Raw genomic sequence first — 12,936 nt, 5'->3', positions numbered from 1 at the left:
CGGACACCACGGGAAGGGATACGCGAAACGACCACCGGGCAGGTGACAGCGGAACATGACCGGCACGACGCTTGACGACTACACCGACCGCTACGCTCGACGAGTCCGAGGCATGACCGCCTCGGAGATCCGGGCGCTCTTCGCGGTGGCCAACCGGCCGGAGGTGGTCTCGCTCGCCGGAGGTGCGCCGTACATCGCTGCTCTCCCCCTGGACGCGGTCGGCGAGATGCTGGGCCGGCTTGGTGCCGACCACGGCACAACCACCCTCCAGTACGGCATCGGCCAGGGCACCCCGGAGCTACGGGAACGAATCTGCGAGGTGATGTCGCTCTCCGGCATCGACGCCGCCTGCGGCGCCTCGCCCGACGACGTCGTCGTCACCATCGGTGGCCAGCAGGCACTGGACCTGGTCGCCCGCCTCTTCCTCGACCCCGGTGATGTCGTACTCGCCGAAGGCCCGACCTACGTCGGGGCGCTCGGGGTCTTCCAAGCGGCCCAGGCACAGGTCGTGCACGTGCCGATGGACAACGACGGGCTGATCCCGGAGGCGTTGGAGACGGCTATCGCCGATCAGGCACGCGCCGGGCGCCGGATCAAGTTCCTCTACACCATCCCCACGTACCAGAATCCGACCGGCGTGACGCTGACCGAGCAGCGGCGGGAACGGATCCTCGACATCTGCGAACGCTCCGGCCTGCTGGTGGTCGAGGACGACCCGTACGGGCAGCTTGGCTTCGAGGGCGACGCGCCGGCCCCGCTGCGTGCTCGCCGCCGCGATGGCGTCTTCTACCTCAGCACGTTCTCGAAGACCTTCGCGCCGGGGTTGCGGGTCGGCTGGATTCTCGCCCCGCACGCGGTGCGGGACAAGCTCGTCATCGCCAGTGAGGCACAGATCCTCTGCCCCAGTGGCTTCGCTCAGGCGGCCGTGTCCACCTACCTCGGCACCATGCCGTGGCGGGAGCAGCTCAAGGTCTACCGGGAGGTCTACCGGGAACGGCGGGACGCGCTCCTCGCCGCCATGGCGGACCTGATGCCGGCCGGCACGGCGTGGACCCGACCCGGAGGCGGCCTCTTCGTCTGGGCCACCTTGCCGGACGGGCTGGACTCGAAGGCGATGATGCCCCGCGCTATCGCCGCCCGGGTGGCGTACGTGCCCGGCACCGGCTTCTACGCCGACGGCACCGGCAACGACGCGATGCGCCTCAACTTCTCCTTCCCGCCGCCCGAGCGGATCCGGGAGGGCGTACGGCGGCTCTCCGGAGTGATGGAGCAGGACATCGCCATGCGCCGGGTCTTCGGCGCCGTCGGCCCGCCCGGCTCTCGTCGGGGGCGGGCCGGTTCCGACACCCCCGGACCACACTTGGCATGATTCTGGCATGGGTAAGACCGCTGCCGATTCCGCTGTCCTGACCGACCTGCGCGTACTGGTACTCGCCGGTGGGCTCTCCTATGAACGGGACGTCTCGCTGCGATCCGGCCGCCGGGTCCTCGACGCGCTACGCGCGGTGGGCGTGGAGGCGGAGCTACGCGACGCGGACGTCGCCCTGCTGCCGGCGCTCGTCGCTGACCCACCGGACGCGGTGGTCATCGCGCTACACGGCGCCACCGGCGAGGACGGTTCGCTCCGGGGCGTGCTGGACCTCTGCGACGTCCCGTACGTCGGCTGCGACGCCCGCGCGTCCCGCCGCGCCTGGGACAAACCCTCGGCCAAGACCGTGCTTCGAGAGGCGCACATCCCCACCCCGGACTGGGTGGCCCTACCCCATGACCGTTTCTCCGAGCTTGGTGCGGTGGCGGTGCTGGACCGCATCGTCGATCGGCTGAGCCTCCCGCTGATGGTGAAGCCCGCACAGGGTGGATCGGGTCTGGGCGCCGCCGTGGTTCGGGACAGCGCCGCCCTGCCCGCCGCGATGGTCGGATGTTTCGCGTACGACTCCACCGCCCTCGTCGAACGCTACCTACCCGGGACAGACGTGGCAGTATCCGTAATCGACCTCGGCGCAGGACCGCAGGCCCTGCCGGCGGTGGAGATCGTGCCCCGGAACGGCGTCTACGACTACGCCGCCCGGTACACGGCCGGCCGCACCACATGGCACACACCGGCCCGACTGGCCACCGAGGTGGCCGAGGCGGTCGCCGAGCTCGCTGTCGCCGCCCACACCGCGCTCGGGTTGCGCGACCTCAGTCGGGTCGACCTGATCATTGATCCCGACGGTCAGCCGCACGTACTCGGGGTGAACGTCGCGCCCGGAATGACGGAGACCTCGCTGCTACCGCTCGCGGCCCAGGCCGCCGGTCTCGACTTCGGTCGGATGATCGGGACCCTGGTTTCCCAGGCCGCTTCCCGGGCGGCCTGAGCCGGCGAAGCATGGTCGTAGTTGGCGGGGCCGGGTCAGGACGAGACCGGGTCCGGCGCTGATGGCAGTGGCGGAGCGTCATCGGCCTGCTCCGGTGCACCGGAGTCGGCGCGGCCCGCGGGGTCCTCGCCGATCGCGCCGCCCGATCCGGCCTCGCCTTCGGGGTGGTCCGGGGCACCCGCACCCTCCGCCGGAGGTCCCGGATCCTCAGCGAGCCGGGACGAGGAAGATTCACTCTCCGGAGCGCCAACACCAGCATCAGCGCCGGCCGCCGGAACGTCAGCACCAGCGCTAGCCGCCACACTCCCGACCTCCCCACCGACCTCCCCGCCCGGCGCCGCGTCAAGTCCCGCCGCACCGGCGCTCTCCGCCGTACCGCCGCCCGCCGTACCGCCGCTACCTGTCGCGTCCTGCTGCCTGGTCACGGAAACTGAGCTTCCTGCGTCCAGGGCGGATTCCGCGGTCTCCGCGGTCTCGACGGCCTCGGTGGCTGCTGCGGCCTCTACCGCCCCGAAACTGGCCGGTGCCTGCCACTGGATTCGAGGCGGTTCGGCCAGTTGGCGTCCACCGAAGTCCGCCAACCACGCGGCGACGAGGGCGAGGTTCTCCCGCCAGGTCGACTCGGGGATCGGCGGCAGAATCGAATCCCACAGGGGCAGGAAGGTCCCCCGGAGCTGGAGCTGACCGTACGGCCGGGCGAGAAACCAGAGGTGTAGGTGCGCGGATCCGTCACCCCAGCGGTTCACATGCACCCGGGACACGCCGTCGAGGGAGCGGATGGCACGCTCCAGCCGAACCGTCAGCACGCCGAGCTCGGCCGCGAGCAGGTTCGGTAGGTCACCTAGATCCAAGTGCGAGCGGGATTCAAGGATCAACACCATCGGAAGCCCGGTAGGTCTATCCATCGCACGTACCCGCCACCGCTCGCCAACCCAGATGTACGCCTCATCGGGGGCGCCACAAGCGGTGCATTCCCGGTCACCTTCGCCGCGACGGGGCGGCTCGGTCGCGACCGGATCATCAAGTTGTTTGACGCGGAGATCGCCCTCAAAGGGGAAGGAGGGCCACTGGGTGAAGTTCGGCACTGAGGGAGGGGTGTCGGGCACGAGGGTGACCCTAGCTGTTTCCGGGACCGCTGTCCCCACCTCCTTCGACCGTCGATCCGTCGGATCGGCTCACCGCCGTCCATCCGCCCCCGACGTTATCCACAGGAGGTCGGCGGTTATCCACAGCCGTCTTCCACAGGTCAACACCGGGGTTGGGGCGCTGTTTCACGTGAAACAGCGCCACCTGTGGACAACTGCTGTGGATAACGTTGGGGACGATACTTTTGCTTCGCCCGGCGCCGACATCACCGGTCAGAGCCGCGAGGGCCAGTCGACAGGCACACGCCGGTCGCGGGCTGACACCCAGGCGCGGGAGCAGCCGCCCGACGGGCCCTTCCGAGCTGACCCATCGGCATGATCAGCTCGGAGAGCCGACAGATCCGCGTGAACGGATCGGGTTCGAGTAGCCAGTGGGACAAACGGGCGGGCGGGCGCAAGCAAGCGAGTGCAAACGGGGCGAGCGGACGGATAGGTGTAAGCGGGCGGAGGGGAGTGGCCGAGGCAACAGATCAAGTGCAGCGCCGACGTGCGGTGCTCCCCACCGCTCCACAGATCGAGTCACTCCCAGGTCGAACGACAGCCGCCCCCGTTTCACGTGAAACGGGGGCGGCGCTTCAAGGGCCCGCGAGTCGGGCCTTCGGTCAATCCTCGGGCTGCTCCCGGTCGACCCCAATGATGTCGACGATGCGCTCCAGGTCGTCCACACTGCCAAACTCGATCGTGATCTTTCCCTTGCTCCGGCCGATGTCGACCTTGACTCTGGTGTCGAAACGGTCGGAGAGCCTGTCGGCGAGATCAGTCAGTGCTGGCGCAGGTGGCTTCGGCCGACGCGTTGGCGCCTCCTTCTCACTGCTGTCGTCACTGAGCGAGAGCGCCACCACCTCCTCGGTTGCCCGTACCGAGAGCCCCTCGGCGACGATGCGTTGGGCAAGCCGCTCCTGCGCCTCCGGATTGTCCAGGCTCAACAGCGCTCGGGCGTGGCCAGCAGAGAGCACTCCAGCGGCGACCCGGCGCTGCACCTGAGCAGGGAGGTTGAGTAGCCGTATCGTGTTGGAGATCTGCGGCCGGCTTCGGCCGATCCGCCGGGCCAGTTCTTCGTGGGTGGCGCCGAACTCATCCAACAGTTGCTGGTACGCCGCCGCCTCTTCCAGCGGGTTCAGGTTGGCGCGGTGGATGTTCTCCAGCAATGCGTCCCGGAGCATCGAATCGTCCCGGGTGTCCCGGACGATCGCCGGAATGGAGCTCCGACCAACCGCCTGTGCCGCCCGCCAGCGACGCTCACCCATGACGAGTTCGAACTTCTCGTCGTCCAGCTGACGGACGACGATCGGCTGGAGGAAACCGACCTCCTGGATGGAGACCTTCAGCTCCTCCAGGGCGTCCTCGTCGAAGACCTGCCGCGGCTGCTTGGGGTTGGGAACAATCGCGTCGACCGATATTTCGGCGAAGCGAGCACCCGGGACCGGGCTGAGTGAGTCGGACGCCGGTGGCGGCGTACTCACCACCGCCAGGCCCGCGGTCGGCGTCACCACTGGGCTACTGACGACCGGGGTGGGTGCGCCGGGCGCGGCCGCCTCAGTCGGAATGAGAGCGCCCAGCCCTCGACCGAGTCCACCCTTGGGACGATTCTTCATGCCTGGCCTCCCCGTGGCCTGTCCGCGCTATGCATTGCGGTTCACCTCGGCCTTGATGCCCCGCTCCGCAATCTCCTGGGCGGCCTCGAAGTAACTCGTCGCCCCCCGTGACCCGGGATCGTAGGTCATCACGGACTGGCCGTAGCTGGGTGCCTCGGATACCCGGACGTTACGCGGGATGACCGCCTGGAGCACCTTGTTCCCGAAGTGGTTGCGGACATCCTGCTCCACGGCGTCCGCCAGCCGCGTACGCCGGTCGTACATCGTGAGCAGGATGGTGGAGACGTCCAGCCGGGGGTTGAGGTGCTGCCGGACGAGGTTGATGTTGTTGATGAGTTGGTTCAACCCCTCCAGCGCGTAGTACTCACACTGGATCGGGATGAGCACCTCCTCCGCGGCAACCAACGCGTTCACCGTGAGCAGGCCAAGCGACGGCGGGCAGTCGATGAGGACGTAGTCGAAGTGGCCCGGATAGCCCGTGATGGCGCGGGCCAGCCGCGACTCCCGAGCAACCACAGAGACCAGTTCGATCTCGGCGCCGGCCAGGTCGATAGTGGCGGGTATACACCACAGACTGGGGATACCCTCGACCGGCTGGGCGACCTCAGCCAAGGGCAAGCCGTTGATCAGGCAGTCGTACACGTCGGGCACCCCGGTGTGATGCGGGACGTTGAGTCCAGTAGACGCGTTGCCCTGCGGATCGAGGTCAACCACCAGCACCCGGTTCCCGTGCAGCGCTAGCGCCACTGCCAGGTTCACCGTCGTGGTGGTTTTTCCAACGCCGCCCTTCTGGTTCGCGACGCACATGACCCGGGTCCGGTCTGGGCGAGGCATCGTCACCTCGCCGCTCGGGTTCAGGATCTGCACGGCGCGCATAGCTTCCATCGCCAACGGTGGGTCATCCTCTTCGCGCGTCGGTGTTTCACGTGAAACGTACGTGTCAACCCCGTCCTGCCCGGAGGGCAGGTTCGGAGCCTTGGTCGGTTCGGCCGGCCGCCCCGGCGTTGCCTGCTGCGGCACAGCCACCTCGACGCCTGTCGAGGCGGCTGCCGTCCCCCGTACCGACGCGGCCTGCTCGGCCACCGGCGGATCGCCGACCCGGGAAGTCTCCCCGGTACTGCGGCTCAACGATACTTCCGGCGGCGAAGGGCGGGAACGTCCCGGAGCTGGCGCCGCTCGCCGGAAGGTCTCGTCCTGCGACGCTCGGACGGGCGGACTGACGGGAGGGCTGGGGGTGACCCAACCGGGATCGTCGGTTTCACGTGAAACCAGGTCGCCCGTTGACCCGGTCGCGCGCGGATCGTCGTACCTGCCGTCGTCATGCACCTGTCATCCCTGCCCGGCTTCGGATGGTCGGTCCGCATCCTGTCAACGGGTCGCTCGGGTGGTCACACCCGAGCGTGCGGCCCGTTGGAAGCGGTCGGAATCCGGCGAGTGCCCGGCACCCCCGCTCCACATTATCGACGCGCGGCCAGCCTACGGGGATTGGGCGTGATCGGTCCACGTCGGGCTGCACAGCTCGCCTGCCACCCGTACCTGTTCAACGACGCAGCTGCGAGCCGGATCCGCCGAGCTCAAACCAGAGCGCTGAATGGTCCACCAGGTCGGCGGCGCCCCATGGCGCCGCTTCCAACACACCTGGACACGCCTCGCTGATCAGGAGGCGGCAGTGCGGTGTCCGATGATTCAGCGCCGCCGACCACCACGGGAGCGTTTCGTGGGCTTGGGTCGCGGCGGTCCCACCACCCGCTCCCGAACGATCTCGATCACCGTCGTCGGTGGCTCGACAACACCCGCGCCGCAGAGGTGCACCTCCGGTGAGCCGCCGCCGAGCCGATCCACGACGACGGCATGCTCGGCGGCCTCCTCCGCAGCCGAGGCGCCCTTGAGGGCGACCAGCCGTCCACCCGGCACGGCCAGCGGGAGGCACCACCGGGCGAGCCGATCCAGCGGGGCCACCGCCCGAGCGGTCACCACATCACCGGTGAGCGGCTCGACGCCACCACCACCGGAGGCGATCTCCTCGGCCCGGCCCCGGATGACCCGGACCGAGGCCGCCAGGTCGAGCTGCGCCACCGCCTCGACGAGGAAGGCGGTGCGACGTGCCAGCGGCTCGACCAGGGTGACCGAGAGATCCGGCCGAGCGACCGCGAGCACGAGGCCGGGCAGTCCGGCACCGCTACCCACGTCAAGCACCGTCGCGCCCGACGGAATCCGCTCCGCCACCGCCGCGCAGTTGAGTAGATGCCGATCCCAGATCCGCGGCGCCTCCCGCGGGCCGATGAGGCCGCGGACCACCCCATCGGTCACCAACAGGCCCGCGTACGCAACAGCCAGGCCCAGCCGGTCACCGAAGAGCGTCCGGGCCGCGGTCGCCAGTTCCGGGGGTGGCGTGGCATCCACCGCGGCTGGCGCGGGGCGATCGCCGACAGGCAACGGCCCGGGCGGCGTACCACCCGGGCCGGACGCGGAGCGCGCCGCTGTGTCGTCGTGAGTCACCCGCTCAGTCCGCCGGCCGAACAATGATGCGCCGACTCGGCTCGACGCCCTCGGACTCGCTCGCCACGCCGTCGATCGCGTTGACCACGTCGTGCACACACTTACGTTCGAAAGCGGACATCGGCTCCAGCCGCACCGACTCGCCGTACTCCTTGACCTTCTCAACGGCGTTCTTCGCCACTGCGGCGAGCTCCTTACGGCGGCCCGCCCGGTAGCCGCCCACGTCGAGCAGCAGTCGGCTGGGGGTGCCGGTCTGCCGGAAGACCGCGAGTCGGGTGAGTTCCTGCAGCGCCTCCAGCGTGGCGCCGCGCTGACCCACCAGGCTCTGGAGTCGGCCGCCAACCACCTCCACAACCGGGCGCCCACCGGAGACCAACTCGTCGATGTCCCCGTCGTAGTCGAGGATGTCGAGCAGGCCCTCCACGTAGTCGGCGGCGATCTCACTCTGCCGGAACAGATCGCTCTCACCGGTGGACCGCTGCTCCGTGCCGCCGGCCTCGGCCGCCTCGGTCTGGCTCTTCGCCGTCGTCTCCGTCCCCTCTGCGTCCTGGGACTCGTCAGCGCGGGGCGTGCTGATCTCGGTCACGGTCTCCTCCGTACTCACTCGGCCGGACCGTCGGGTCCGCTGGTCTCCCGGGGCCGGCGGGAACGCCGATACCACGGGTAGGTCTATCCGGGCAGTCTCGCCCGTGGCCGCAGGGCGCGGCGGCGTTTTGCCCACCGGCGGCGGTATCAAGGTAGATACCGCCGAACACCGGTCGGATCAGCCCTGCCGTTTGGCGGGACGCCCCTTCTGGTTCGCGGGCGGGCCCTTCTTCTGGCCGGCGGCCTGGCCCTTCTGGTTGGCCGGCTGGCCCTTCTGGCTCGCAGGCTGGGCCTTCTGACCGGCGGCCTGGCCCTTCTGGTTCGCGGGCGGGCCCTTCTTCTGGCTGGTGGGCTTGGCACCTGGCTTCGGGGCGGCGACCTTGGTCGCGGCCGGCTGGGTGGCGGCCGAAGTGGCGGACTTGCCGCGGCCGAAGAGGCCGCCGCTCTTCGCCGGCTGCACCGGACCACGCGTACCAGTGGTGCTGGACTTCGCGCTCGGCGGCGGCGGGAACTTGCGCAACACCCACTGCTGCTGGGCCAGCGTGAACATGTTGTTGGTAACCCAGTAGATGATCACACCGATCGGGAAGATCGCGCCGGAGATAAGCAGCGACGCCGGGATGCCGTAGAGCATCAACCGCTGGATCATCCGCTGCTGCGGGTCCTCGGCCCAGCCGGTCTTGAGAATCATCTGGCGGCTGGTCAGGTAGGTGGTGCCCATCATCACCAGCACCAGAATGCCGGCCATGATCTTGACGGTGGTGCCGTCGGCGCCCAGCGCGGCCAGTTCCTCGGGGGAGGAGCCGAACTTGCCGGCGATCGGCGCGGTGAAGAGCTTCGCAACCGATGCGCTGTCGAACTGGTCGACCGTCCAGCCGTAGAGCGTCTTCTTGTCCAGTGGCTTGTCTGGATTGAGCCGACGGAGCACATGGAACAGGCCGAGGAAGACCGGAATCTGGAGGAACATCGGAAGGCAGCCCATGAGCGGGTTGGCCTTTTCCTTCCGATAGAGCTCCATCATCTCCTTCTGGAGCGTCTCCCGGTCACCCTTGTGCTTCTCCTGCAGCGCCTTGACCTGCGGTTGCAGCGCCTGCATCGCCCGCTGTGACTTGATCTGCTTGACGAAGACCGGGAAGAGGATCACCCGAACGGTGACCACCAGGAAGATGATCGCCAGGATCCAGGACCAGTTGGTGCCGAGCACCACGCCTTCCGGCACCCCGATGGCGTCCCAGAGCTGGTGCCAGCGCAGCAGGATCCACGAGATCGTTACATAGATAGGATCGAGCAATTCTCAGACTCCAGTCACATCGGCGCGGCGGCGACCATCCGGCTCCGGCACCGGATCGAATCCACCCGGATGGAAGGGGTGGCAGCGCATCAGCCGCCGGGCCGTCAGGCCGGCTCCCCGAACCGGGCCGTGGCGGGTCACCGCCTCCAGGGCGTACGCGCTGCACGACGGGTAGAACCGACAGCGGGCCGGCAACGCCGGACTTATCCACCGACGGTACGCGATGATGGGCCCGGCCAGCACCCGGGCACCGAGTGAGATCGGCTGTGCCGGATCTGGTGTCGAACTCACCGGGACCGCCGCCCGCGGGGGGCGCGTGCGGCCGCGATCGCGGTGTCGAGATCAACACCGAGTCGTTGGTACGACCGGTGCGCCGCGGCGGGCAGGGCACGGACGACGAGAGTGCTCCCGGCCGGCAGCCCGGGGAGGCGCTCCCGGACCAGGTGCCGCAGCCGGCGGCGAACAGTGTTGCGGACGACGGCGTTGCCAACCGCCTTGGAGACGACGAAGCCGGCGCGGGCTGGTGCGGATGTCTGCTCCGCACCAGTGTCCCGCGCCGGCTCCGGCGACGAGATCTCCGGTGGAGTGCCGGGCGAGGTCAGATGGACGACGACCACGCCGCGCCCGACGCGTCGGCCACCACGGACCGCCGCGGCGAAGTCAGTGCTGCGCCGCAGACGCTGCGCGGCGGTCAGCACGACTCTCCACGCCCTGCCGATCGGACCTGGCAGCCTCAGGCCGCCAGGCGAGCGCGGCCCTTGCTGCGACGGGTCGAGATGATGGCGCGGCCGGCACGGGTGCGCATGCGCAGCCGGAAGCCGTGGGTCTTCGCGCGCCGGCGGTTGTTCGGCTGGAAGGTGCGCTTGCTCACGTCAGGCTCTCCGTTGTCCTACCCCTGGGCGAAGATCGCCGGGGTCGCGTCTGGTCCGAGGTCGTCCCAGTTTCAGGTCGTGTCACGATCCGGGTCGTGTCATGATCCGAACCAGGTCATGATCCGGAACACCTTCGCGGCGCCCCCGATCAACGCTGCCCGACGCTGCGGACAGCAAGCATCCATCACCCTAGCAGAGGGTGAGAGAGCAGCCGCTCCAGCGTACGCAGGGGCACAACGAGCGTCAACGCTCCCACCGTCTGGCCCGACACCGATTGTTCCGGTGTTTCCGCTGCTGCCGCCGACGGTCCGGGTACGTCCGCTGTTGATGGCATCCGGACATCGCTGTTACCGTGCCCGATTGCGGTGCAGGGCTGTCGGCCCAAATCGCGAATGGCTGTCGGAAGCCCGGAGCCGTCCGGCTGTGGTCGCCGCCGGCAGGCAAGACCGAATCGGGCGGTGGATCGTTCGGCAAGATGACCCGCTTCAGTGCCCGCTCGTACCGGGGGAGGTCTGACCCACATTCGGTGGGCGGCACAATCGGTACGCACACAGGCTGTGGATAACTTGTGGACAAGGGTCGTTCGGTCAGCCGGGACGGGGGAAGACCGCGTGAACCCGGCGGGCCCGGGACGGCCGACGGGGAGGACGGCGGCGTCCGGGAACAGAGGCGAGGGGGTGGCACGACGGTGACGGATACAACCGACCTTGCCGCGGTGTGGACGGCGACGACCGACGAACTGGCCGATGAGATCGTCTCCGCGCAGCAGCGGGCCTACCTACGGCTGACCCGGCTCCGCGCCATCGTCGAGGACACCGCGCTCGTCTCCGTCCCGGACGCCTTCACCCGAGATGTCATCGAGTCCCGGCTCCGCCCGGCGATCACCGAGGCGCTCACCCGCCGGCTGGGGCGGCCCATCCAGGTAGCTGTCACCGTGCGAGCGCCGGAAGACGGCTCCGGCCGCCCGGCCGGCACCATCTACCACAGCGCCCCAAGCCCCGAGGCCGGTACGCCGCCCGGCGGCACCACCGGTGGTGCCGCGGGAGGGAACCCGGACGACGGCGTGGACCAACAGTTCCCGCTGATTCCCGGGCAGGCCCAACCGGAGCGCCGCGCCGCGGTGCCCGCCGGTTCGTACGGCGAGCAGCCGACGTCGGTGTCCCAGGACGGCCAGGAGCCGTTGTTCGGCTCCGCTTTCGGCGGGCCGTCCCGAGGCGAGCGACTCGATGTTGACGAGCAGGCCCGCCTGGGCCCGCCGGTGTCCGAACGCCCCTTCGACGTCCGCTACCGCGCAGCGGCGGCGGAGCAGCGCGGGGGGCCGGCGCTGCCCCGGGAACTCGGTACCGACAGCGGGCCGGGGCGGGTGGACCACCTGCCCCGACCCGGTGGCCGCGAGGACCGCCGGTTACCAACACCAGCCGACGGCGGTGGCAACCGGCTCAACCCGAAGTACATGTTCGAGACGTTCGTCATCGGTTCGTCCAATCGATTCGCCCATGCGGCTTCGGTGGCGGTCGCCGAGTCGCCGGCGAAGGCGTACAACCCGCTGTTCATCTACGGCAGCTCCGGGCTGGGCAAGACGCACCTGCTGCACGCGATCGGCCACTACGCCACCACGCTCGGCAACGCCAACTCGGTCCGGTACGTCTCGACCGAGGAGTTCACCAACGACTTCATCAACTCACTGCGCGACGACAAGACCAGCGCCTTCCAGCGCCGATACCGGGATGTCGACATCCTCTTGATCGACGACATCCAGTTCCTGGAGAACCGGGAGCGGACGCAGGAGGAGTTCTTCCACACCTTCAACACGCTGCACAACGCCAACAAGCAGATCGTGATCACCTCCGACCGGTCACCGAAGCAGCTGGCGACCCTGGAGGACCGGTTGCGGACCCGGTTCGAGTGGGGTCTGCTCGCCGACATCCAGCCGCCAGACCTGGAGACCCGGATCGCGATCCTGCAGAAGAAGGCCGCCCAGGAGCGGCTGTTCGCCCCGCCGGACGTACTCGAGTTCATCGCGTCCCGGGTGTCGAACTCGATCCGCGAGCTTGAGGGCGCGCTGATCCGGGTCACCGCGTTCGCCAGCCTCACCCGGTCGTCGGTGGAGCTGTCGCTGGCCGAGGAGGTGCTGCGGGACTTCATCCCGGACGGCAGCGGACCAGAGATCACCGCCGACCAGATCATGGTGGCGACCGCCGACTATTTCGGGGTGAGTCTGGAGGACCTGCGTGGGCACTCCCGCTCGCGGGTGCTCGTCAACGCCCGCCAGGTCGCCATGTACCTGTGCCGGGAGCTGACCGACCTGTCGCTGCCCCGAATCGGACAGGCATTCGGAGGGCGCGACCACACCACGGTCATGCACGCCGACCGCAAGATTCGTCAGCAGATGGCGGAACGGCGTTCGCTCTACAACCAGATCGCCGAACTCACCAACCGGATCAAACAGAACACCTGAGGCCCCGCCGGCGCCCCCACCTGCCAGCGGGTTGCCCGGAACCACCGAATCACCCGCCGAGCCACCGAACCGGCACCCACAGCGGCGCTCCTTCGGCGCTCCACCATCCCCCACCGGACCGGACGACGGGACCC

Annotated in this window: 12 protein-coding genes; 3 read left to right on the top strand and 9 right to left on the bottom strand. The window is 69.1% G+C overall.

All coding sequences use genetic code 11. The annotated features are described in order from the left end of the window. Positions 1 to 55: 55 nt before the first annotated feature. Positions 56 to 1,369 (top strand): aminotransferase-like domain-containing protein, encoded by a 1,314-nt coding sequence (locus tag SALPAC3_RS0114215; protein ID WP_018221892.1) that lies wholly within the window; start codon positions 56 to 58, stop codon positions 1,367 to 1,369. Positions 1,370 to 1,376: 7 nt separating this feature from the next. Then, positions 1,377 to 2,357: a D-alanine--D-alanine ligase family protein gene (locus tag SALPAC3_RS0114210; protein ID WP_018221891.1), complete on the top strand. Its 981-nt coding sequence runs from the start codon at positions 1,377 to 1,379 to the stop codon at positions 2,355 to 2,357. A gap of 35 nt (positions 2,358 to 2,392) precedes the next feature. Here the strand turns inward: SALPAC3_RS0114210 and SALPAC3_RS0114205 are convergent, their stop codons facing one another. The 9 genes from SALPAC3_RS0114205 to rpmH form a co-directional block, all read right to left on the bottom strand. Next, positions 2,393 to 3,442: a hypothetical protein gene (locus SALPAC3_RS0114205; protein ID WP_026185558.1), complete on the bottom strand. Its 1,050-nt coding sequence runs from the start codon at positions 3,440 to 3,442 to the stop codon at positions 2,393 to 2,395. A gap of 662 nt (positions 3,443 to 4,104) precedes the next feature. Next, positions 4,105 to 5,097, bottom strand: a complete 993-nt coding sequence (locus SALPAC3_RS0114200) for a ParB/RepB/Spo0J family partition protein (protein WP_026185557.1) — start codon at positions 5,095 to 5,097, stop codon at positions 4,105 to 4,107. Positions 5,098 to 5,124: 27 nt separating this feature from the next. Further along, positions 5,125 to 6,423 carry a ParA family protein gene (locus tag SALPAC3_RS29090; RefSeq protein ID WP_080635181.1) on the bottom strand — a complete coding sequence of 433 codons (1,299 nt, stop codon included), beginning with the start codon at positions 6,421 to 6,423 and terminating at the stop codon, positions 5,125 to 5,127. 360 nt (positions 6,424 to 6,783) lie between these two features. Then, positions 6,784 to 7,500, bottom strand: coding sequence for a 16S rRNA (guanine(527)-N(7))-methyltransferase RsmG (rsmG, locus tag SALPAC3_RS0114190; protein ID WP_018221887.1), 717 nt, complete (start codon positions 7,498 to 7,500; stop codon positions 6,784 to 6,786). 100 nt (positions 7,501 to 7,600) lie between these two features. Beyond that, positions 7,601 to 8,200, bottom strand: coding sequence for a Jag family protein (locus SALPAC3_RS0114185; RefSeq protein ID WP_018221886.1), 600 nt, complete (start codon positions 8,198 to 8,200; stop codon positions 7,601 to 7,603). A gap of 159 nt (positions 8,201 to 8,359) precedes the next feature. Then, a complete protein-coding gene (gene yidC, locus SALPAC3_RS0114180) occupies positions 8,360 to 9,472 on the bottom strand; it encodes a membrane protein insertase YidC (RefSeq protein WP_018221885.1) in 1,113 nt (370 codons plus the stop codon). 3 nt (positions 9,473 to 9,475) lie between these two features. Next, positions 9,476 to 9,715 carry a membrane protein insertion efficiency factor YidD gene (gene yidD / locus SALPAC3_RS0114175; protein WP_018730969.1) on the bottom strand — a complete coding sequence of 80 codons (240 nt, stop codon included), beginning with the start codon at positions 9,713 to 9,715 and terminating at the stop codon, positions 9,476 to 9,478. A gap of 44 nt (positions 9,716 to 9,759) precedes the next feature. Further along, positions 9,760 to 10,170 carry a ribonuclease P protein component gene (gene rnpA, locus SALPAC3_RS0114170; RefSeq protein ID WP_018221883.1) on the bottom strand — a complete coding sequence of 137 codons (411 nt, stop codon included), beginning with the start codon at positions 10,168 to 10,170 and terminating at the stop codon, positions 9,760 to 9,762. 35 nt (positions 10,171 to 10,205) lie between these two features. Then, a complete protein-coding gene (gene rpmH, locus SALPAC3_RS0114165) occupies positions 10,206 to 10,343 on the bottom strand; it encodes a 50S ribosomal protein L34 (protein ID WP_018221882.1) in 138 nt (45 codons plus the stop codon). A 689-nt stretch (positions 10,344 to 11,032) separates the two neighbouring features. Between rpmH and dnaA the strand changes: the two genes are divergently transcribed. Beyond that, positions 11,033 to 12,802: a chromosomal replication initiator protein DnaA gene (gene dnaA / locus SALPAC3_RS0114160; protein ID WP_033660603.1), complete on the top strand. Its 1,770-nt coding sequence runs from the start codon at positions 11,033 to 11,035 to the stop codon at positions 12,800 to 12,802. Positions 12,803 to 12,936: the final 134 nt, after the last annotated feature.

This window comes from Salinispora pacifica DSM 45544, assembly GCF_000378845.1.
Classification (GTDB): Bacteria; Actinomycetota; Actinomycetes; order Mycobacteriales; family Micromonosporaceae; genus Micromonospora; species Micromonospora pacifica.
This window is presented reverse-complemented; position numbering and strand designations above follow the sequence as displayed.